General features: G+C 66.6%; 20 protein-coding genes and 1 tRNA gene. 8 read left to right on the forward strand and 13 right to left on the reverse strand.

Annotated elements, in window-relative coordinates:
• The first annotated feature begins 75 nt into the window (after positions 1 to 75).
• Both AC6I6S_RS11530 and AC6I6S_RS11535 read left to right on the forward strand, forming a co-directional pair.
• A complete protein-coding gene (locus AC6I6S_RS11530) occupies positions 76 to 1,929 on the forward strand; it encodes an ATP-binding protein (protein ID WP_497950252.1) in 1,854 nt (617 codons plus the stop codon).
• A 93-nt stretch (positions 1,930 to 2,022) separates the two neighbouring features.
• The gene (locus tag AC6I6S_RS11535) at positions 2,023 to 3,195 is read left to right on the forward strand and encodes an NAD(P)/FAD-dependent oxidoreductase (protein WP_497950253.1); all 1,173 of its coding nucleotides are present in this window, start codon (positions 2,023 to 2,025) and stop codon (positions 3,193 to 3,195) included.
• Between the two features lie 186 nt (positions 3,196 to 3,381).
• Here AC6I6S_RS11535 and AC6I6S_RS11540 read toward each other — a convergent pair whose 3' ends face one another.
• The 3 genes from AC6I6S_RS11540 to AC6I6S_RS11550 form a co-directional block, all read right to left on the reverse strand.
• Complete coding sequence (locus AC6I6S_RS11540; RefSeq protein WP_497950254.1) at positions 3,382 to 4,707, reverse strand: hypothetical protein; 1,326 nt, start codon at positions 4,705 to 4,707, stop codon at positions 3,382 to 3,384.
• Positions 4,708 to 4,807: 100 nt separating this feature from the next.
• Positions 4,808 to 5,188 (reverse strand): hypothetical protein, encoded by a 381-nt coding sequence (locus AC6I6S_RS11545; RefSeq protein WP_497950256.1) that lies wholly within the window; start codon positions 5,186 to 5,188, stop codon positions 4,808 to 4,810.
• Positions 5,189 to 5,428, reverse strand: coding sequence for an amphi-Trp domain-containing protein (locus AC6I6S_RS11550; RefSeq protein WP_497950257.1), 240 nt, complete (start codon positions 5,426 to 5,428; stop codon positions 5,189 to 5,191). It lies immediately after the preceding gene.
• Between the two features lie 196 nt (positions 5,429 to 5,624).
• On the opposite strand from AC6I6S_RS11550, the gene AC6I6S_RS11555 reads away from it, so the two are divergent.
• The gene (locus AC6I6S_RS11555; RefSeq protein ID WP_497950258.1) at positions 5,625 to 6,458 is read left to right on the forward strand and encodes an NAD(+)/NADH kinase; all 834 of its coding nucleotides are present in this window, start codon (positions 5,625 to 5,627) and stop codon (positions 6,456 to 6,458) included.
• Here AC6I6S_RS11555 and AC6I6S_RS11560 read toward each other — a convergent pair whose 3' ends face one another.
• Positions 6,459 to 7,097: a DsbA family oxidoreductase gene (locus AC6I6S_RS11560; protein ID WP_497950260.1), complete on the reverse strand. Its 639-nt coding sequence runs from the start codon at positions 7,095 to 7,097 to the stop codon at positions 6,459 to 6,461.
• Positions 7,098 to 7,169: 72 nt separating this feature from the next.
• Complete coding sequence (locus AC6I6S_RS11565; protein WP_497950261.1) at positions 7,170 to 7,904, reverse strand: DNA-directed RNA polymerase subunit epsilon; 735 nt, start codon at positions 7,902 to 7,904, stop codon at positions 7,170 to 7,172.
• 655 nt (positions 7,905 to 8,559) lie between these two features.
• Here AC6I6S_RS11565 and mptA point away from each other — a divergent pair.
• Positions 8,560 to 9,495, forward strand: a complete 936-nt coding sequence (mptA, locus tag AC6I6S_RS11570) for a GTP cyclohydrolase MptA (RefSeq protein WP_497950262.1) — start codon at positions 8,560 to 8,562, stop codon at positions 9,493 to 9,495.
• Here mptA and AC6I6S_RS11575 read toward each other — a convergent pair whose 3' ends face one another.
• Both AC6I6S_RS11575 and AC6I6S_RS11580 read right to left on the reverse strand, forming a co-directional pair.
• On the reverse strand, positions 9,496 to 10,299 hold the full coding sequence (locus tag AC6I6S_RS11575; RefSeq protein ID WP_497950263.1) for a TrmB family transcriptional regulator: 804 nt from the start codon (positions 10,297 to 10,299) through the stop codon (positions 9,496 to 9,498).
• Positions 10,300 to 10,389: 90 nt separating this feature from the next.
• On the reverse strand, positions 10,390 to 12,078 hold the full coding sequence (locus AC6I6S_RS11580; RefSeq protein WP_497950265.1) for a DUF255 domain-containing protein: 1,689 nt from the start codon (positions 12,076 to 12,078) through the stop codon (positions 10,390 to 10,392).
• 140 nt (positions 12,079 to 12,218) lie between these two features.
• Here AC6I6S_RS11580 and AC6I6S_RS11585 point away from each other — a divergent pair, with 140 nt between their 5' ends.
• Together AC6I6S_RS11585 and AC6I6S_RS11590 are read left to right on the forward strand one after the other, a co-directional pair.
• The gene (locus AC6I6S_RS11585) at positions 12,219 to 12,833 is read left to right on the forward strand and encodes an FxsA family protein (protein WP_497950266.1); all 615 of its coding nucleotides are present in this window, start codon (positions 12,219 to 12,221) and stop codon (positions 12,831 to 12,833) included.
• A gap of 67 nt (positions 12,834 to 12,900) precedes the next feature.
• A tRNA-Ile gene (locus AC6I6S_RS11590) sits at positions 12,901 to 12,974 on the forward strand.
• Positions 12,975 to 13,159: 185 nt separating this feature from the next.
• Here the strand turns inward: AC6I6S_RS11590 and AC6I6S_RS11595 are convergent.
• The 5 genes from AC6I6S_RS11595 to AC6I6S_RS11615 form a co-directional block, all read right to left on the reverse strand.
• The gene (locus AC6I6S_RS11595) at positions 13,160 to 14,257 is read right to left on the reverse strand and encodes an ABC transporter permease (protein WP_497950268.1); all 1,098 of its coding nucleotides are present in this window, start codon (positions 14,255 to 14,257) and stop codon (positions 13,160 to 13,162) included.
• Positions 14,254 to 15,330 carry an ABC transporter permease gene (locus tag AC6I6S_RS11600; protein ID WP_497951474.1) on the reverse strand — a complete coding sequence of 359 codons (1,077 nt, stop codon included), beginning with the start codon at positions 15,328 to 15,330 and terminating at the stop codon, positions 14,254 to 14,256. The genes AC6I6S_RS11595 and AC6I6S_RS11600 overlap by 4 nt, the downstream gene beginning before the upstream one ends.
• A 53-nt stretch (positions 15,331 to 15,383) precedes the next feature.
• Positions 15,384 to 16,961 (reverse strand): ABC transporter ATP-binding protein, encoded by a 1,578-nt coding sequence (locus AC6I6S_RS11605; RefSeq protein WP_497950269.1) that lies wholly within the window; start codon positions 16,959 to 16,961, stop codon positions 15,384 to 15,386.
• Positions 16,962 to 16,997: 36 nt separating this feature from the next.
• Positions 16,998 to 18,107, reverse strand: coding sequence for a BMP family lipoprotein (locus AC6I6S_RS11610; RefSeq protein WP_497950270.1), 1,110 nt, complete (start codon positions 18,105 to 18,107; stop codon positions 16,998 to 17,000).
• Between the two features lie 239 nt (positions 18,108 to 18,346).
• A complete protein-coding gene (locus AC6I6S_RS11615; RefSeq protein WP_497950272.1) occupies positions 18,347 to 18,664 on the reverse strand; it encodes a hypothetical protein in 318 nt (105 codons plus the stop codon).
• Positions 18,665 to 18,761: 97 nt separating this feature from the next.
• On the opposite strand from AC6I6S_RS11615, the gene AC6I6S_RS11620 reads away from it, so the two are divergent.
• A complete protein-coding gene (locus tag AC6I6S_RS11620; protein WP_497950274.1) occupies positions 18,762 to 19,550 on the forward strand; it encodes a creatininase family protein in 789 nt (262 codons plus the stop codon).
• Positions 19,551 to 19,627: 77 nt separating this feature from the next.
• Here the strand turns inward: AC6I6S_RS11620 and AC6I6S_RS11625 are convergent, their stop codons facing one another.
• On the reverse strand, positions 19,628 to 20,062 hold the full coding sequence (locus AC6I6S_RS11625) for a hypothetical protein (protein WP_497950275.1): 435 nt from the start codon (positions 20,060 to 20,062) through the stop codon (positions 19,628 to 19,630).
• A gap of 233 nt (positions 20,063 to 20,295) precedes the next feature.
• Between AC6I6S_RS11625 and AC6I6S_RS11630 the strand changes: the two genes are divergently transcribed.
• Complete coding sequence (locus AC6I6S_RS11630) at positions 20,296 to 21,096, forward strand: aldo/keto reductase (protein ID WP_497950276.1); 801 nt, start codon at positions 20,296 to 20,298, stop codon at positions 21,094 to 21,096.
• Positions 21,097 to 21,112 lie beyond the last annotated feature (16 nt).

Here is a 21,112-nt window from a genome sequence, read left to right on the forward strand (position 1 = left end):
GGGACGGTCTGTTTCCCCTGACGTGTGGCCGGGCGGAGGGAAACGGGTTTGAGGATCGCGTCGGATATCCTGGGTATGACCGATCTGGGTGATTTCAGCAGCTACACTGGGGACGATGGAGAGGCCGAGTCGCCGGACGACGATCAGGTGGCCTCGGACCCGGACTCTGACGAATTCGAGTCGATGGACGTCTCGCCGCGGGGCGACGACGTCGGGATCGGCACGCTCTGTGTCTCACAGGGGCTTCGAGTCGCCGAAGACGAAGAGGAGACGACCCTCCGGGCGTACGTCACGACCGGCAACCGAAGTGCGATTCGGATCGGCACCTACTTGCTCGCGCCCTATCCGGACGGGGCGGCGACTGCCGCCGGTTCAGAGCGTGCCGTCGGACACGCGGGCGAATCGCTGTTCTGTCGGATCTCGGGTCTCGAGTACGCCCAGCAGTATCACACCGACGACGCCACCGAAATCTACGCCCGGCGGGCGATGCGCGAGGAGTTCGACACGACGGACGAGGCCGACTACAAGTTCGTCGCGAGCCTCGATCCGGTCGCCGTGCTCTACGAGGACGACGGGGAACTCAAACGCCGGATGACCGACCGCGTTCCCAAGCCCCAGACGGTGGTCCGCGAGGCGACCGAAACCGAGGAGATCAAGACCGGGCTGAAGATGCCCGACGACGGCGTCTTCCTCGGTCACCTCGCGGTCGGCGGCGAGAAAGTTCGGACCGCCGCCTCCCCGCCGACGATCGACTACCGGCTCAAAGACGACTACGAAGCCGGCGACCCGCTCGTCTTCCGGCACACGCTGATCGCGGGCGGGACGGGATCGGGGAAGACCCACGGCGCGAAGAACATCCTCCGGCAGTACCTGAGCGAGGCGCGGACGTACCCGATGGACGGCGGCCGCGAGGCCCAGGCGGCGGTCGTCCAGTTCGATCCCCAGGACGAGTACGCCCAGATGCACGACGACAACCCCGATCTGGACAGCGAGTTCGCGCGACGGCTCGAGCGCGAGGGGATCGCCCACGGCGGTCACGACGATACGACGGCGTTCGTCCCGAAAATCGGCACCTCCTCCTACGCCGCGGGCCACCACCGCGCCGAGTGCGTCGAGTTCACCATCCCCTTTTCGATGGTGTACGACAACCCGTGGCTGGTCGCCGGCAGCGGCCTCAACGACAACCAGTACGGCGCGCTCGTGAGCGTGCTCCTGCCGCGGTTCAGAGAGCAGTTCGGCCGCGGCGGCACCTACGAGGAGTTCACGACGTTCCTCGACGACCCGGCCCTGCGCGAGGAACTCGACGAGTCGGGGCGGGTCCACGAGGCGACGTTCGACGCGGTCCGCCGCCGGATCTTCGGGTTCAGCCACGTCTTCGACCAGGACGCCCGGCCGATCACCGATCTGGTCCACGAGTTCGTCCGCCCCGGCGGGCTCACGGTCGTGCCGACCTACCACATCAACGACTCGCGGGCGACCGAGGCCGTCGTGCTCGCGCTCTCCTCGCTGCTGATCGACCAGAAGCTCTCGAACGATCCCACCTACGAGCGGATCAAGGAAACGCCGCTCGTGCTGGGGATGGACGAGGCCCACAACTTCCTCACCGACGCCGACAGCGTCCAGGCGGGGAAGGTGATCCGGAAGTTCACCGAGGCAGCGAAACAGGGCCGCAAGGAACGGCTCGGCCTCTTTCTCATCACCCAGGACCCCCAGGACATCGACGACGCGGTGTTCAAGCAGTTGAATACGACCGTCGTCCTGAATCTGGGCGACGAGGACGCCATCAAGAGCGTCAACATCCCCAGCAGCCTCGAGTCGAAGGTGCCCTACATGGAGAAGGGCCAGATGGTGGTCTACTCGCCCGACAACTCCGAACCCGTCGAGATCGTGGGGCTCTCGCAGTGTGTGACCCGCCACGGCCGGGACTGAGTGAGACGACGTCCAGCCACCGGCTATCGGGGAGCGACGGCCGTCGGTTACCGCCGCCCCAACCGTTATTCGATCGGCTTTCGCTCTTCGAGTATGAGCAGCTACGACGCCGTCGTCGTCGGCGGCGGAATCGTCGGCGCGTCGACCGCGTACCACCTCGCGCGAGCCGGCACCGAGGCGCTTCTTCTCGATCGAGCGGACGAGGGCCGCGCGACGGATGCCGGCGCGGGAATCCTCTCGCCGGCGACGAGCAGCCGAACCGCCTCCGACACCTGGTTCGAGTTCGGAACGGCCGCCGTTGACTACTATCCGACCCTCGCCGAGCGACTCGAGCGCGAGACGGGCGGGCCGACGAGCTACGAACGGCCGGGGCTGCTTTCGGTCGCCATCGATCCGGACGAGGTCGACGCGTTCGACGAGGCGTACGCCCGACTCGAGGCCCGACAGGAGCGTCTCGGAACGCCCGAGCCCGGGAGCGTCGAGCTGCTCGACGGCGCGGCGGCCCGCGAGCGGTTCCCGCCGCTGTCGTCGGTCGAACGCGCGTTCTACTACGAGAACGCCGGTCGCGTCGACGGCCGGGTGTTCGCCGACGCGCTGCTCGCGGGGGGTCGGGCTCACGGGCTGACGGCCGAAACCGCGGACGTCACGGAGATCCTCCTCGAGAGCGGCTCGGTCGCGGGGGTTCGGACGGCCGCCGGGGAGACTGTCCGCGCCGACCGCGTCGTCGTCGCGGGCGGAGCCTGGTCGAGCAGCTTCGGCGAGCAGCTGGGCCTCGAGGTTCCAGTCGAGCCGAAACGCGGGCAGATCGCCCACCTTCGGCTCCCCAACGCGGACGCCGACGGCGGCGCGAAGCGACGCGAGTCCACCGGCGACTGGTCTATCGTCGGGGCCTACCGCGGCCACTACATCGTTCCGTGGGACGACGGTCGCGTCGCGATCGGCGCGACGCGTGAGGCCGGCTCCGGCTTCGATCCACGACCCACGGCGGACGGCGTTCGCGAGGTGCTTGCGGAGGGGCTCCGCGTTGCGCCCGGACTCGCCGACGCGGAACTCGAGTCGGTGCGCGTCGGCCTCCGTCCCGTCACCCCCGATGGACTGCCAGTGCTCGGCTCCGTTCCCGGCGTCAGCGGGGCGTTCCTCGCGACGGGTCACGGACCGACCGGTCTCCAGTTGGGTCCCTACAGCGGGAAGCAGGTCGCCGACCTCGTCCGCGGCGAGGCGGTCGACCGCTCGCTCGAGGCGTTTTCGGTGTCGCGATTCGACTGAGACGAATCGGTATGTCGGTTTGCCGGTGATCGCAGCCCCGGTCGAGCGATAACCGGTAAAGAATCACGACAGGCCGTTCGGGGTGGCGCCCGTGACCGGTCGTCGCCCGTTTTCGGTGCCGGCGGCCGACGCCTCCCCGTCGACGTAGACACGATCCGCGCGAGCGGTGTGTCAACTCGAGCGAACTCAGAAGTAGCCGAACAGCGTCCCGACGAGCACGAGCGCCCACATCCCGACGCCGGCGATCAGCATGTCGTTTAACCGCGAGTCCCGCGTCGCTCGGCGGGCCGCGCCCCCGGCGATCAACCCGAGGGCGGCCACGACGAGGATCCGCTGGAAAACGACGTCGACCGGCAGCGAGTCCACGCCCAGCAACCCGTAGTCGATCCAGATCGCGACCGCGAGCGAGAGCGAGGCGACCATCGCGGCGTCGAGGCGGCGCTCGAGGCCGCTCGCGATGGCGTAGGTCGCGATCGGAATCCCGACCGCGATCACCGGGTAGAGCAGCGCGGCGATGGCGTGCATCGACAGAAACGAGGCGTTGCGCTCGAGGGCGACGCCGGCGATCCGAACCCCCAGAAACAGCGTGAGGATCGTCGCCGCGAGGATCAGGTGGCGGGCTTCGAGGCGGTCGTAGGCTGCCTGGAGCCGGGCACGATCGACGTCGGTGAGTTGTGCGAGCTCCTCGGGCTCGTCGGTCCGCTGGCGAGATTTGCCGACGCTCGAGCCCGCACTCGCGGTCAGCGCCAGGCCGCCCACGGCGGGAACGACGATCATTCCCAGGAGATCGACGACGGTGGCCCAGCCGTCCGAGTCGGAGGGGCCGGAGTTCTCGAGGTTGATCCGCCGGATGTCGGTCTGGTTGTCGGTCTGGGGCAGCGCCATGAACTCGGATTCGACCGCGAGCTGGGCGGCTTCGACGCCGTCGACACGGTGACGGAGCGTGAACCAGTCGAAGTGCTCGTGGTGGGTCTGCATCGCGACCCACTGGTCGTCGGGGTTCGGACTCTCGTAGAGCCGGATGTGGGTGCGCTCGCCGTAGTAGTCGCCGTCGTCGAGCTGGAGGGTTTCGGTCGTCCAGTAGGGGTCGTCGTCGCCGGGATCGATCCAGGCGTACCGGGTCGTTCCCGCAGCTTCGCCCCACTCGGTGCCGGTCGCGTGGTGGCCCTCGTCGGCGAGGAACGAGTACGTCTCGGGTTCGGCGTCTGCTTCGTCCTCGTCGATTTCGACCCAGTCGCCCTCGCCCTCTTCGACCAGCAGGCGGACGACTTCGTCGGTGTCGCCGCGGACGACGACGTTTATCGGACTCCGCTTCTCGTGGGCCTCGCGGGCGTTGAGGTACGCCCAGAACCCGCTGTCGGAGTCCTCGAAGGAGACGACTTCCGGCGTCGGCTGCTCCTCCTCTTCGGGGGCGACGTCGCTGGTCGACGGCGAGGTGAGCAGCGACGGACCGCCGACGAACAGGAACGCAATCGCGAGTACGGCGACGGCGACGACGATCGAACGGCGCATTTGGCCCGTGGTATCACCGGCGAGGACATTACTGTACTTGTAGCGGACGTCTCTGTCGTGATCCCGGCGATCACCGTCGGGTGTCGACCCTCGGATCGGCTCACACGCCGGGGATCCCGAGCGCCTCCGGGGTGATAATCTCCAGGAGTGCGAACCCGTAGACGATCGCCACCGCCACCAGCCAGGCGACGAAGCCGATGCCGACCGCGGTCGCCCAGCCGCCGGGATACCGCCAGTGGATCACGGCGACCCAGGCCAGCAACATCAACAGCACGCCGACGATCGGGACCCAGTCGACGACCGGGATCCAGTCGACGAGCAGGCTCGAGGCCGCCCAGACGACCGCGCCGACGAGTGCCGTTAGCGTCGCGTTCGCAATACCGGCGTCGCTGTCGACGATCAACCGCGCGCCGACGAGGATCGCGACGGCTCCGACGAGAAGGCTCAGCAGAAAGATCAGAACCGCGTCTTCGACGGCCATCTACGGCTTCCAGCTCAGTTCGATGTCGATCGTCTCGCGTTCGCCCCGCAGCATCGAGGAGCGCTCGACGACGTCGATCGAGACGTCGACGCTCTCGGGTGGGTGGAGTGCAACCGTCTTGTTTCCGACGGTAACGGCCATCTCCTCCCCCCCGCGCTCGAACTCGGCGGCGAGCTCCTCGAGGTAGGCGGCGAGCTCCGGGCGGGTCATCGTCTCCTCGGTAGTCGTTCTGTCGGCCATGGCCACCGATGTCGGCGCTGGCGCTGAAAAGTATGGGCTCCAAACAGGGGTCCAACGAGAAGTTACCCGGCCACCAGCCGGCGAAACAGTCGGTCTGGGAAACTCTCGTACGAATCGACACTCGTCGACGTCGGATTCTCGTCCCGACGACCGACGGCAGGTGGTTTTTTGCCGATACGGCGGGTAGCCGGCGACGATGGACGCCGCCGTCGGACTCGTCGCCCAGCGGAACAACGACCGAGCACAGGGCCTCGCCGCGAACATCGCCGAAGCACTCGAGCCGGCCGGCGCTCGCGTCGTCGTCGACGAGGCGACGGCACCGGCGTTCGGTGACGTCGAGGGGGTCCCCGTGGCGGCGATGAACGACTGCGATCTCGTGGTGAGCATCGGCGGTGACGGCACGTTCCTGTTCGTTGCCCGGGAGGCCGGCGACGCGCCGATCCTCGGTGTCAACCTCGGTGAGGTCGGCTTTCTGAACGCCGTCCCGCCGGCCGACGCCGTCGACACCGTTTCGAAACTCGTCGACGAACTGCGGACGACCGGCACCGTCGGCGGCTACGAAATCCCCCGTCTCGAGGCGACGGCTCGGGACTGGACGCTCGAGTCGGCGGTGAACGAGGTCGTCGTCCACGGGCCCAGACGGGGCCACGGCGGCGGGACGAGCGTCGAGATCAGCGTCGACGGCCAGACGTACGTCGGGAGTCACGCCGACGGGGTGCTGGTCGCGACGCCGACCGGATCGACCGCCTACAACCTGAGCGAGGGGGGGCCGCTCGTCCGCCCGGCTGTCGACGCCCTCGTCGTCACGCAGATGGCTGCCGCCGAACCGATGCCGCCGCTCGTCGTCGACAGCGACAGCGAGATCGAACTCCACGTTTCCGGCGCCGACACCGCCTACGCGATCAGCGATGGCAGAAACCGACGCGAGCTCGAGCCACCGGAGACGGTGACCATCACGCTCGCGGACGACCCGGTGACGGTCGCCGGTCCGCGCGGGAACTTCTTCGACGCTCTGGGCAAACTCGACTGATCAGGTTCCCTCGAGCAGCCGCGCCAGATGCTCGGGCGGGACCGCCCCGCGAGCGGTGTGGCCGTCGGCGACGAACGTCGGAACGCCGGTGATCCCGGCCCGGCGGGCGTCGGCGAACCGACTCTCGAGGCGAGCCGCGAGATCGTCGTCCTCGAGGAACTTCCCGACACTCGTTTCCGGCTGGTGCAATCCCGCTCGCTCGGCGACGTCGACGAGGACGTCCCGGTCGCCGATGTCACGCGACTCTCGCCAGAGCGCCTCGTAGACGGCGGCGTCGAACGTCTCCCACCGCTCCGGTTCTCGCTCGCCGATGGCAAACGAGACGAGTTGAGCGGGCCGGGAGTCGACGTCCGTCGCGATCTCCCGGCTCATCTCGACGCCGTAGCGCTCCTGGAGCCGCCGGACGTTCGACCGCGCTTGCGCGTAGTAGTCGTCGTCCTTGCCGTCGTCGACGGTGTGGTCGATCGAGCCGTCGGCGTCGCGTTTGTCGTACCGGAGATCGAACGGCCGCCAGTCGATCTCGAGGGGGTCCTCTCGACGCGTTCGATACTCCGACAGCGTCCGGTGGCCGAGATAGCAGAACGGGCAGACGTAGTCGGCGTAGACGGTAATCGTCTCCGCGGCGGTCGTGTCGCTCACGGTAATCGGTCCTGAGCGATGGGCGGTGCGACGCGCTCCCACTGCCGGCGGCCGGGCCGACGCGCGTCGACGTTACTCGCCCGACGCATCCTCGAACTCGCGATCGGTGAAACTCGGCAGGTTCGGGTCACGGTTCGGGCTCCGGCCGTAAGCCGGCAGGCCGTCGGCGTCCTCGAGCTGTGCCTTCAACACCCGCCGGAGGCGGTTGAGGTTGGTCGTCTCGAGGCCGTACTCGGCCGCGAGACGTTTGAACGCTCGGTCGTCGGTGATGTCGTGGGCGCGGTACTGGGTGAACAGGTCGTCCATCCGATCGGCCGAGAGCGCCGCCGCGTCGAGGTCGTCCAGCCCGAAGTAGTGGCGACGGTCGACGTCGACGACGTGGCGGATGACGACCAGCGCGACCTTCGGGATCGCTCGCTGGCTTCCGAACTCGGTGAGATCGATCTCGTCCATGATGCCGAGGGCCAGGTCGCGCTGCCAGGGGGTGAGCTCGAGAGCGTTACACAGCGCCTGGGTCGTCCGCAGGCGGTCGAGCTGGTGGGCGCGTCCGGCGTGGCCCGCCGTCGCCGTGTGCTGTTCGTCGTGGAGCCGCCGGATGCTCTCGGAGAGATCCTCCTCGGGTGAGGCCGCCCGCCCGATGACCGTCGCACTCGGGGTGACGACACCCCAGCGGCGGACCGTCGCGTCGCGCTGGGCGGCCGCCCGGGTGAGCGAACCGGCACCCGCGCGGGTCTCGAGCCGCCGCGGCTCGTCCTCGGCGTGTGTCGACTCGAGGGGTATTTCGGGCGGTCCGCCATCGACTTGCATACGGGTTGGTGGTCGTACGTAGAGACTGATAAAGCCGTCCCAACGACTCCAGAAGTTGATAATTACCGTGGGCGTTGATTACCGTTGCTAGAGGGTCGACCTGCCGAAAAAGTCCTTCATAGCTCCCCCTTGTGACCAGAGATACTTAAATGGACGATGAGCGATCACACGGAGGCAGCCGTTCGGGAGACGCAGACAGCGTCGGTCGCAGCGGCTCTCGAGCCGATTGTGCCTCCGAAAAGCCCTTCATAGCTTCCCCTTGTGACCAGAACTACTTAAACGAATGTCGGTCGTTCACACACGCAGGCTCGTCTCGGGGCATCGACGAGGCGACAGCAACGGCTCTCGAGTCAGTCGTACCCCGTAAAATCCCTTCATAGCTCTTCCTTGTGACCAGAAGGACTTAAACGAGTGCCACTGCCTCTCACACCGGCTTCGATCCGGAAGCGTCACACACCGCGTTCGCGGCGAGACCGCGACCAGAATCCGATAGCGAAGCCTCTCGAGTCGATTGTGTCTCCGAAAAGCCCTTCATAGCTCTCCCTTGTGACCAGAACTACTTAAAGAACGGCGGGGACCACCGTCGCCGGGGTCCGAGCGGCGAGGCGTAAGCCTTCCGAAAGGCCTAATCACGCGTCGTCCCCAGTTGTCGACAATGAGCCACCAGTTGCCGGACGTCCAGGCGACCGCACCCGACGTCACCGTCGGGCTGAGTCAGGTCGGCGTCACCGGCGTCGAGAAACTCGTCAAGATCGCCCGCGAGGGGAAACGCCCCATCGTCCTCATGGCCGACTTCGAGGTGTTCGTCGATCTCCCCTCCTGGCGCAAGGGGGCGGACATGAGCCGTAACATGGAGGTCATCGACGAAACCCTCGAGGAAGCCACCCGCGAGGAGGCCTACCGCGTCGAGGACGTCTGCGGCGACGCCGCCGAGCGGTTGCTCGAGAAACACAAGTACACGACCCGTGCGGAGGTGTCGATGGAAGCCGAGTTCGTCAAGCGCGAGCAGACGCCCGCTTCCGACCGCGAAACCCAGCACACGGTCGACATCATCGCCTCGGCGACGGCCACGGAGGAGGGCACCCGCGAGGAGGTCGGCGCCCACGTCGTCGGGATGACCGTCTGTCCCTGCTCGCAGGGGATGTCCGCCGCCCGGGCGAAACAGACCCTCGAGGATCTGGACGTCGACGAGGACACCATTACGCAGTTTCTCGATGAGGTGCCCCAGCCGGGGCACTCCCAGCGCGGCCACGCCACGCTCACCGTTGAGGCAGCCGGCGACCCCGACGTCGATCTCAACGAGATCATCGACATCGCGCGCGACTCGATGAGCGCCCGGATCTACAACCTCGCGAAGCGGCCCGACGAGGACCACATGACCTACGAGGCCCACGCCGACGCGAAGTTCGTCGAGGACTGCGTACGCGCGATGGCGGAGGGAGTGATCGATCAATTCGACCACCTCGCCGACGACGCGGTGATCTCGATGAGCCAGTCGAACGACGAGTCGATCCACCAGCACAACGCTCACGCCGAGCGCGTCGTCGAGATGAAGACGCTGCGCGAGGAAGTCAACGGCGACGGCGAGTGATCAGAACGTAAGCCGCGTCGCCTCGTCCCAGCGCGGGCGGAACTCCTCGTAGACGTCGGCAGCGAACTCCGGATCCTTGAGGTCGATCATTCCAAAGGCGTCTCCCGAGGAGAGGGGGTTCGGAACCTGAATACAGACCTCGACGCCGTCGATGATGTTGAACGTGCCCGTGACGTCCTCGTTCGTCCGTACCGAGAAATCGGGATGTGATTGCAGGGTTTCCTGGTAGCGCCGGCCGACGTTTGCAGAGAGCGAATCGACCAGCTCGCGGCTCAACAGCACCTCGACGCCCACGTCCCGGTCCAGGGCGTCCTCGAGCTGTGAGAGGACGTCCTCGCCGACCGTCCGGATGTCGAGTTGCGGGGAGGGGTCGGCCGCGACCATCACGATCTCCCGGTCGGCCGCGGTGAGTCGCTCGAGCAACAGATCGATCGTCTCCTCGGGGCCGACGGCGGCCGTCCAGAACTGCTCCTCGACGGGTTCGGCGGCGTCGAGTTCGTCCGCGAGGTCGTCGACGATCGACTCGTACTGCTCTGCTTTCTCTTCGAGCTCCTGGCGCTTGTCCTCGAGCAGCCGATCGAGCGCGGTCGCGGGCTCGACGGCGACGTACTTCTTCGGTCGACTCGCCGTCTGACTGCGGACGAGGTTGTACTGCTCGATACTGTTGAGCACGTCGTAGATCCGTCCCATCGGCACGTCGCTCGCTCGTGACAACTCCTTTGCGGTTGTGGGGCCCGTACTCAGCAGTGCCCGGTAGGCGCGTGCTTCGTACTCTGAGAGTCCGAGGTCCCTGAGACTGGCCATGTCGGTACGAATTCGCTCGAGCAGATATAAACGCTGTGGTAGTTTGATAGCCCGGTGACGGGACGACGGGGTCGAGAACGCGTCGCCGCGCTACGGGAGTAGCGTCCGAACCCGCTCGCTCAGCTCTTCCGGCGACCCGGCGGTCTCGGAGACCAGCTCACCGCGCTCGACACGGGCGGTTCCCGCCTCGAGGTCGTCGCTCGCCGGGACGACCACCTTCTCGTGGTCGGCCATCCGGAGCGCGGCGCGATGGAGGTCCGAGCCCGGTTCGTCGCCGACTCGAATCACGAGCGAGCCCTCGAGCAGTCGGGAGGCGACCGAGGCGTAGGACGCGACCTGAACCCCGAACCGGTCGCTCGCACCGGCGAACGCCTCGAGCGTCTCGCGGGCGACCTCCCGGTATCGATCCTGGCCCGTGAGGGCTGCCAGATCGAGCAGGGCCTCGGCGAACTCGACGTTCGAGTCGAGCGGCCGAAGGGGCCGTTCGAGCAGACCAGCCCCGGTTGCCGGTCCGTCGACGAACGACTGCCCGTCTCGCAGGCGGTCGATCGTTTCCTCCGCCACCGCTCTCGCGTCCTCGAGTGCGCCGGTTTCCGGGCCGAGCACACTCGCTGCGGTCGTCAGCGCGCTGAGGGTGCGCGCCTGATTCGCCAGCAGACAGCGCTCGCCGTCCCCGTCGCTCCGGGTTCCGAGCGCGCTCGCCCCCGCCGCCTCCCCGCCGTCGCGGTAGTGGATCGTGACGCCCTCCTCGAGGAGGTGTTCGCGCAGCGACGACAGCGCCCGCTCGGCGAATCGCCCCGCGCGCTCGTCGTCGGTGTAGGCGTGGTAGGTCAGGAGCGCGTCGACCGCGAGGGCGTTCCGGCCGGCGAACACCGTCTCGTCGACCGGCGGCTCTCCGGCCTCCTCGCGGTCGCTCGCCTCGAGGGTGTAGTTCTCGGGATCGCCGGGTGCCTGGCTGCCGGCGAACGCGCCGGTCCCCGACTCGTCGGTCGTCCACAGCGTCGTCGTGAGGTAGTCGATGGTTCGGGCGGCCGGCTCACGGTACGCCTCGCGACCGGTGTAGAGGTAGGCGTTCGAGAACGCCCGCACGAGGGCCGCGTTCTCGTCGAGCAGTTTTTCGCGGTGGGGGGCAGACCAGTCGCGCTCGGCCGCAAAGCGGTAGAAGCCGCCGTCGTGCTCGTCGAACAGGTTCGCCCCGACCGCGTCGAACGACCGCAGCGCCATCTCCCGGTCGCGCTTGAGCGCGAACTCGAGGGCACCGGGAAGCGGGAATTTCGGCTCCGTCCCCCAGCCGCCGGCGACCTCGTCGTAGTTTTCGCTGAGCTGGCCGAGCATGTTCGCCTCGGCATCCTCGGTGAGGTCGCCGGCGGGCGGTTCGTTCTCCCGGAGCGGGCGCGGAATCCGCCCCGCGTCGCTCCCCTTCTCGTCCCACATCGTCCGGACGCTCTCGAGTACCTGCCGCATCCCGTCCGGGCCGAGATAGCCCGCGCCCGTGAGCACCGAGCCGTCGGGGGTGAGAAACACCGTCGAGGGAAAGCCGCCCATGTTGTACCGGTCCCGGACCCGCGGGTGGCGGTCGACGTCGACCCGAACCGGCACGAAGCCGTCGGTGACGTTCGCCGCGACCGTCGGAACGGCGTACGTTTCGGCGTCCATCTCGTGGCAGTGATCGCACCACGCCGCCGTTAGCGAGAGCAGGATCGGGCTGTCGGCGTCGGCGGCTGCTTCGAACGCCGCCGGCCCCCACTTCCGCCACTCGACGTGGGTTTCCTCGTCCATACGCGAGGCGTCGGCGCTCGCGGGTGTAAGACCTTCGTTCGCAGACGCGACCCGAGGGATCGACGGCCGGGAAATCGGCGACATCGCGACAGCTGCACCGAGAGTAAAGCGTTTTCACCCTCGAGCGGTTACTGACGGGCATGCTCCGGTGGCTCTTCGCGCTGTTGCTCATTCCGTTTCTCGACGCGGTGTTGCTCGCACTCGTCGTGAGCCAGACGGATTTCGGCTGGGTCGCGATGATCTTGCTCGTCGTCCTGACGGGACTCGTCGGAATGCTCCTGGTTCGTGCGGAGGGCCGGCGGACGATCGGTAAGATGCAGCGTTCGCTCGCAGCGGGGCGGCCACCGACGAACGAACTGCTCGACGGCGCGCTGTTGATCGCCGCGGGGGCGTTCCTGCTTACGCCCGGCCTGGTGACCGACCTCGTCGGCTTCCTGCTCGTGATCCCGATCACGCGGATTCCGATCCGGAAGGCACTCAAGCGGTTCGTGGTCGTCCCCTACGCCGACAGGAAGATGGACGGCTTCGTCTCCGGCAACGTCTGGACGTTCGGGTTTCCCGACGCGGAGGGTGACGCCGGGGCGGCCGGTTCGACCGGCCGGTCGTCGGCGGCCAGCGACACCTACGACCTGAACGAGGACGATTACACCGTCGACACCGGCTCGAGTGAGAGCTACTCGATCGACTTCGACGACGAGCGCTCGAGCGGGCCTCGAGACGGCCACGATGGGACGGGCGATTCGGGCGCTCGCTAGCGGTTCTCACTGGGGGTGGAGAAAGAAACGTTTAAACGTACCACTGCGCAACTGTGGGATGCAGCGCGGGCCAATAGCTCAATCAGGTTGAGCGCCACTCTGATAAGGTGGAGGCTCTCGGTTCAAATCCGAGTTGGCCCACTTCTCGCGGCGAACAATTCCGTGAGCCGCGGGTACGTGCCGCCGCTCGGATTTGAATCAGGGAGTGAGAGGTGAGCGAGGCATTGCCGAGCGAACGGGAACGACCGTGGTGACAGTTGGAAAATCGTACCGGTCGCGGCGATCGGCGCTCGCCGCGTTCGAGAGGTGTTCGAACGCGACCGGTGTCACTCCTCGGTCTCGTAGGGCTCGCCGACGGACGACGGCATCCGCGTCTTCCCCCACGCGGTGAGCACCACGATCACGGCGACGTAGGGCAAGAGATTGACGAGCCTCGAGGACACCTGGATGCCGACCGTCTGGAACTGGACGTTCAGCATGTCCAGCCCGCCGAACAGCAGTGCGGCGGCCGCCGCACCGATCGGGTTGTAGTTGCCGAACAGGTAGGCGACGATGGCGATCCAGCCACGGCCGTCGGTCATCGTGTCACCGGTACCGACGAAGTTCCCGAGGTGGGCCAGCAGCACCGCCCCACCGAGACCCGCCATCGCGCCGGAGAAGATCACCGTCGCGTACCGAACCCGGTTGACGTCGATGCCGGCCGTGTCGAGCGCCTCCGGGTTCTCGCCGGCGGCCTGGATCCAGTAGCCATAGCGGGTGCGGTAGAGCACGACCCAGGAGACGGCGACGACGAGAACCGTGAGGAGCACCAGCGGCGACTGGTTGAAGACGATCGAGCCGACCCACGGAATCTCCTGGAGATACGGGACCGCGACGTTGTTGATGCTCTCGAGGCCGGGGCTGCGCCTGCTTCCCCAGATGGCGGCCGCCGCGAAGGGTGCGAACCCGAGGCCGATGAACCAGACGGCCAGTCCCGCGACGATCTGATCCGCCTTGAAGTGAATCAGGAGCACGGCGAAGATCACGGTCAGCGCCATCGTGACGAGGATCGCGCCGACCAGCGAGAGCCAGATGTGTCCCTGTGAGGGCGACGTTCCGCCGAGGAGGTAGAGGGTGCCGGCCGCAGAGATCGCTCCGAAGATCATGAACCCCTCGAGACCGATGTTGAAGACGCCGCTCTTTTCGGCGTACAGGCCGCCGATGGCTGCGAGCGCGATCGGCGTGGCCATCTGGAGCGACCGGTTGACGAAGCCGACGGTGACGATGCGGTCGAGCGTGACGAGCGCGGCTACGGCATGATCGACGACTTCCGCCGCCGAAACGCCGTACCAGAACGCGAGCACCGTACCGAGGGCGAGCAGGACGACCGCGCCGAGGCCGCCGATTCGGACGCCGGTCCGGTCGGCGTAGTCGGCGACGCTCATCGGCTCTCACCTCCCAGGTTCGTCCGCTGTGCGACCATTCTGAACAGTTCCGGCACGGCGACGAACAGGACGACGAGCCCGGCGATGCCGTCGATCAGCTGGACCGGAACGTCGCTTCGAATCTGGATGTACGAGCCGCCGGACTCGAGGCCGCCGAACAGCAGTCCCGCGGGGATGACACCGATCGGGTTGTTGGCCGCGAGCAGGCTGACGGCGATGGCGTCGAATCCGTAGTTTCCGATCCCGGAGGGATCGGTGTAGTAGCCCTGTATCATGATCGCGAAGACGGCCCCCGCGAGTCCTGCGACCATCCCGGAGAACGTCATGGTCGAGACGATCATCCGCTTCGCGTCGACGCCCGAGTACGTCGCGGCGGACTGCTGGTGGCCGCTCGTCACCATGTCGTAGCCGAAGCTGGTCCGCGTCATGACGACGGCCACGAGCGCGACGACCGCGACCGTCACCAGCAGGCCGATGATCGACAGACTCGAGTCGCTGAACACGATCGACGGGAGGTCGACGTTGTCGGGAAGCCGTCGGGTTCGCGTCGCGGTCGTCTCCGGATCGCTGAACCAGCCGCCGACGAGCCAGCCGACGAAGCCGATGGCGATGAAGTTCAGCATGATGGTGGTGATGATCTCGTTCGCACCGCCGTACGCCTTCAACACGCCGGGTAACGCCGCGTACAGGCCGCCGGCGGCGACGGCGACACCGGCCCCGATGAGCATCAGGGCGATACCGCCCGCCGTTCCGGTCGGGAAGAACGGCGCGAGCCAGACGATCGCCACGACGGTGGCGAACCCGCCGACGATGAACTGACCCTGGACGCCGATGTTGAACACACCGGCCCGGAACGCGATCGCCACGGAAACGCCCGTCAGAATGAACAGCGTCGAGTACCGAAGCGTCCGTGAGATCGCTCGCTCGCCGCCGAACGAGCCGATCACCAGCTGGTTGGCGAACCGAACCGGGTTGTGGCCAGCCGCAGCGACGATGATCAGTCCGATCGTCAGGGCGAGAACCGTCGACGCGACGGCGATGCCGATCCGCTCGAGCACCGACGCCTGCAACATCCGTGCGGCGGCACGGTCGAGCGCGCCGTCGGAGCGGTCCGGATTGTCGGCACTCATCCGTGTGCACCTCCGTCTGTCGCGTTTTCGGCCGTTTCTTCCGTCTCGAGCCGGTGGCCGGCCATGAGTAGACCGAGCTCCTCCTCGGTGACGTCGTCCGGGTCGACGACGTCGATGAACTCGCCTTCGTACATGACCGCGATGCGGTCGGCGAGCTTCTGAATCTCCTCGAGTTTCGACGACACGACGAGGATCGCGACCCCGTCGTCCCGAAGTTCGATCAACCGGTTGTGGATGAACTCGATCGAGCCGATGTCGACGCCGCGGGTCGGGTGTGACGCGACGATGACGTCCGGGTCGTGGCCGATCTCGCGCCCGACGATGAACTTCTGCTGGTTGCCACCGGACAACGACGTCGCGCTGGCGGCGGGGTTCGGCGGCTGGACGTCGAACTCGTCGATGATATCCGTAGTGTGCGCCCGAACTGCCTCCCAGTCGAGAAACCCGTCCGCAGCGTACGGCTCGACCGTCTGATTACCCAGCAGGGCGTTCCGGACGAGGTCGTAATCCTGTACGAGCCCGTCCGTCTGGCGATCCTCGGGGACGTAGGCGATCCCCCGTTCGATTCGCTGTCGTCGGCTCAGATCCGTTATCTCCTCGCCATGGAGCGAAACCGCTCCGGCGTCTACCGACCGGAGCCCCGTGATCCCCTCGACGAGCTCCCGCTGTCCGTTCCCCTGGACGCCCGCGATTCCGAAAATCTCGCCCGTCCGCACGGTGCAATCGATCCCGCTAACCTGTTCGCGACCCCGACGGCCGCGAACGTGCAACTCGTCGACTTCGAGCGCCGGATCGCCAGGAGTGGTCTCGCGCGATTGGCGGTCAAAGAGGACCTCCCGGCCGACCATCATCCGCGCCAGTTCCTGCTCTGAGGTCTCCGCCGCGGAGACGGTCCCGATCGCCTCGCCGTCTCGAAGGACGGTGATGTGATCGGCGATCTCGAGCACCTCGTCGAGTTTGTGCGAGATGAAGATGAGCGATCGTCCGTCGGCTCTGAGGTCGTGCATCACGTCCATCAGCCTGTCGACCTCCTGTGGGGTAAGCACCGCCGTCGGCTCGTCGAGAATGAGGATCTCCGCGCCGCGATAGAGGCTCTTGACGATTTCGACGCGCTGCTGGGCGCTGAGGTCGAGCTCCTCGACGGGCGTATCCAGGTGTCGATCGATGTCGAAATCGTACCGCGCGCAGATCTCTTCGATTTCGGCTCTGGCGCTCGTCTCATCGATCAGTCCGTCTTCCGTCGGCTCGTGTCCCAGAATGACGTTTTGCAGGACCGTCATCGGCCGCACGAGCTGGAAGTGCTGGTGGATCATTCCGACGCCCGCATCCATCGCCTCTCGCGGGGATTCGAGGGCTCTCGGCTCGCCGTTGATGGAGACCTCCCCCTCGTCCATCTCGTACAGCCCGTAGAGGATTCGCATCAGGGTCGTCTTTCCCGATCCGTTCTCGCCCAGTAGCGCGTGGATCGAGCCGCGCTCGAGGGTAAAATCGACGTCGTCGTTCGCGACGACGTCACCGAACCGCTTGGTGATCCCCTCGAGACGAACTGCTGGCGGTGTACTGGTTTCGTCCATTCTCTATAATGTTGGTAACATGATGGCGTCTGCGGGTTAGCAGCTCGTCGGCCCGCAGCTCAGATCGATCTCGTCGTCCTCGAACGCCTGCTTCGCGTTTTCGACTTCCTCCTCTACCGCGTCGGGCAGTTCGCCCGCGAACTGCTCGCCGACGATGAAGTCGATCCCCTCGTTCTCGAGGCTGAGGTTCTGCTCGCCGACCATCTCGTCGAAGTTTCCGTTGACGACCGATTCGGCGACCTGGTACGCAGCCTCGTCGAGCGCCTTCACCGCGGAGCCGAGGATAACGTCCGCGTACTGGTCTTCGGTCACCGACTGGTCGACGTCGACGCCGATCGCGAACCGGTCGTTGTTCTGGGCGGCCGAGAAGGCGCCCGCTCCCGCCGCCGAGGCGGCGTGCCAGACGATATCCGCGCCGTCGTCGATCTGGGACTCGGCGACGTCCTCCACCCCGCTCGGGTCGTCGAAGCTGCCGCCGTAGCCGGTGAGGACCTCCGCGTCGTCGTTGACCCACTCGACGCCCTCGATGTAGGACTGTTCGAACGCCTCGATCAGGGTAATCTCCTCGCCGCCGACGAAGCCGACGACGGCGTCGTCCGGATCGGTTTCGCTGTCTTCGTGCTCGAACTCCTCGTCGGTCATCACGCCGGCGACGACGCCGGCGAGGAACGACATCTCGTTGTTCATCTCGATCCACCCCGAGACGTTGTCGGCACCTTCGACGACGTTGTTGATGAGCATCCAGTTCTGGTCGGGATACTCCTCGGCGTTCGTCGACAGCGGATCGGTGTGCTGGTCACCCACCAGCACGATGAGGTCGTACCCCCCTTCTGCGGTGTCCGCCTGCGTCGATTCGTACTGCGCCTCCTCCGTCTCTTCGACGGTGATGACTTCGAAGCCGAACTCGTCGCCCGCCTCCTCGAGACCGTCGCGTGCGTTGTCGTTGAACGCGTTGTCGTCGAAGCCGGCGGGACTCGAGATGATCGCCATCTGATCCGCGTCTCCGTCGCCTCCGTCGTCGAGACAGCCGGCGAGTGCCGCGCTGCCGAGGACGGCCGCACCGGATGCGAGTACGGACCGACGGCCGACGTGCGATGCGAACTCTTTCCCCTTCTGACCGTTGCCTGCGGCCTTACCACGTGACATTACAGTCGCTCTATCTGACCCGGCTATCATAAAATTACGCATATGAGAAATAATTTTCCCAGATGCTCCTGTCTCCGGGAGGTGTCCGTAAAATTCACCAGTCGGTCATCGGGATTCTTTGGTAATTTCCGAACGAATCGATTCGTTCAGGGCGCACCCGTTATCCGAAGAGAGCGAGTTCGGAGCGTCGCGGCTGGGTTCGGTGAGAGCGAACTGACCGAACTCGCTTTCGGATCGAACTACTCGACGTCTTCGCCGGTCAGTTTCCGGAGAACCACGTACAGGGCGACGAACATCACGACGAAGACGAGAAGCCCCTGTACGACCGTAGTTGCCCGACTCGAGTCCGATTCCTCGACGTCGCCGGCCGCTTGCTGTGTGTCACCTGCCGTCTCCTCGCGGATTTTGACGGCCCCAGAGTCCCTGACGGCCTCGAGGATCGGCTCCCGGAAGGAGGTCTCCAGGCCGAGACGAACGGCTTCGTTGACGAGTTGTTCCTGCAGTTCCCACTCCTGGTCGGCATCTGCGGACGTGTCATGATCGGCATCGACGGACATGGCTCCCGCTTCATCACGGATACAAATAGGTCTATCCGCTGCGGTATCGCCCCGCGGCGTCGAACGACCTTTCGTCGGCCCCGACGAACGAGGGGGTATGACCGACGCGGCCACTCCCGCGGAACCGTACCGACTCACGGAGATGACCTGGCAGGACGTCGAGAGCGCGCTCGAGGAGACGTCGACGCTGCTCGTCCCCGTCGGGAGCACCGAACAGCACGGCCACCACCTTCCCCTCGGGGTCGACGGCTTCATGCCAGAGGCGATCGGCGAGTGCGTCGCCCGAGAGTGTCCCGCGCTGCTCGCGCCGCCGGTCTGGTACGGCGTCAGCCCCCACCACACATTCAAACCGGGAACGTTCACCGTTTCCACCGAGACGTTTCAGCGCTACTTGATCGACATCTGCGCTTCGGCGGGCGAATGGGGCGTCGAGCACGTCGTTCTGCTCAACGGTCACTACCTCGCACAGGATCCGGAGCTCGAGATCGTCGTTCGCGAACTCCGGTCGTCACACGGAATCGAGGCCTTTCACGCGCCGCTGGTGAACCTCTTCGCCGAGGTTGCCGCCGAGATTCGCACCGGCGAGATCTCGTTTCACGCCTCGGAGTTCGAGACGAGCATCATGCTCGAGCTGTTCCCCGAACTGGTCCGAATGGACAGCGCGGAGCGGGTCGACCCCCCGGACGAATCGCTGCCGTTGACCGACTACGACGCGCTGGGCGAGAACGCCGTAGGGTGGGCGCTCACCGCCGCGGAGATGGCCGAACTCACTCACACCGGGAACGTCGGCGATCCGACGGTTGCCACCGCCGAGAAGGGCGAGGCCCTCGTCGAGGCGGCGGTTTCGAGTCTCGTCTCGCTCGTCGAGGCGCTCGAGAACGAGTGATCGTCGGCGCGTGAAGCCGCTTTCGGTACCGACGACTGTCGGACCCTCGGCGCTGTCACGGGTAGCGGTCGGCCGGCTCAGTCGCTCTCGTCGCTGGCGGTGAGACAGTCGAGTCGATCCTGGTTGCGTCGTCGCCGCCGTTTCGTCTCTCCCCGAAGCGGTCGCGCGTCGGCGATCTCGCCGCCCTCGAGGGTCAGGAGGAAGACGCCCCTCTCTTCGAACACCGGATACTCGGCGAGCGTGACGACCAGCTGGTCGACGGTCTCACCGTCGTCCTCGAGAAGGAGGACGATATGTTCGCCGCCGACGATGCGATCGACGGCCGCGATATACGCGTCGTCGTCCCGCGCCAGTGCCTCGGTCGCGGCGGGCGGAGCGCCGTGGGCCTTCCGTTTGCAGCGACCGGGTGGCGTCTTGTCGGAACCGGCGGAGCCGACGGATGCCACGCCACCGAGACCGACCGCACAGAGCGTTTGTAACACCGTTCTACGGGGGACAGTTGGTTCTGCCATACGCCGGTTGGCCGCCCCTTCCGATATAAACTCTCGCGCGACCAGACCCTACACTGGTAGGCAGTCGCGTTGTCACCGATCGTACACTATACACGCCTGCCGTCCGCTGTCGGACGGCGGCCCCGGGGGCGCACGTGGAAAAACGACGGGGCCACTTTTACCACGCATCTCTCCGATACGGACGCCTTGCCGGTTTCCGGAGCGTAGTGTCGCTGCCGTCCGTACCTCCGCAGGTGACACCATCTCAGCTCCCCGAACCCGGTTTCGGCACGTCCGGTCACGAAGGCGATTCCTGTACCGAGAGCGTCGTTGCGGCGCTCGAGGCGGGCTACCGCCACGTCGACACCGCCCAGATGTACGACAACGAGGCGGCCGTCGGCGAGGCGCTCGAGCGCGCCGACGTCCCCCGGGAGGACGTCTTTCTCGCGACGAAAGTTCACCCGTCGAACCTCGCGCCGGAGGACGTCCTCGAGACGACCGAGGCGAGCCTCGACCGTCTCGGCGTCGATACCGTCGACCTGCTGTACGTCCACTGGCCGACCGACGCCTACGACGCCGCGGAGACGCTGCCCGCCTTCGACGAGGTTCGCGAGCGCGGACTGACCCGTCACGTCGGCGTGAGCAACTTCACGACCGAGTTGCTCGAGGAGGCGGCGGAGATCCTCGAGTCGCCGATCCGCGCCCACCAGGTCGAGAGCCACCCGTGGCTCCCACAGGACGACCTGGTGTCGTACGCCCGCGAGCGCGACATCACGACGGTCGCCTACTGCCCGCTGGCTCAGGGCGACGTCGTCGACAGCGACGAACTCGCCGAAATCGCCGAGAACTACGACGCCACGCCCGCGCAGGTGACGATGGCGTGGTTCGCCGCGCGCGAGGGCGTCGTCGCGATCCCGAAGGGGTCCAGCGAGCACATCACGGAGAACCTCGAGGGTCACGGCCTCGAACTCGACGCTGCGGATCTCGACCGGATTAACGCCCTCGCGGACGGGACGCGACTCGTCGACCCCGACAGGGCTGCCTGGAATCAGTAACCGGGGGGATTGATGG

This window comes from Natrononativus sp. DTA114, assembly GCF_059736515.1.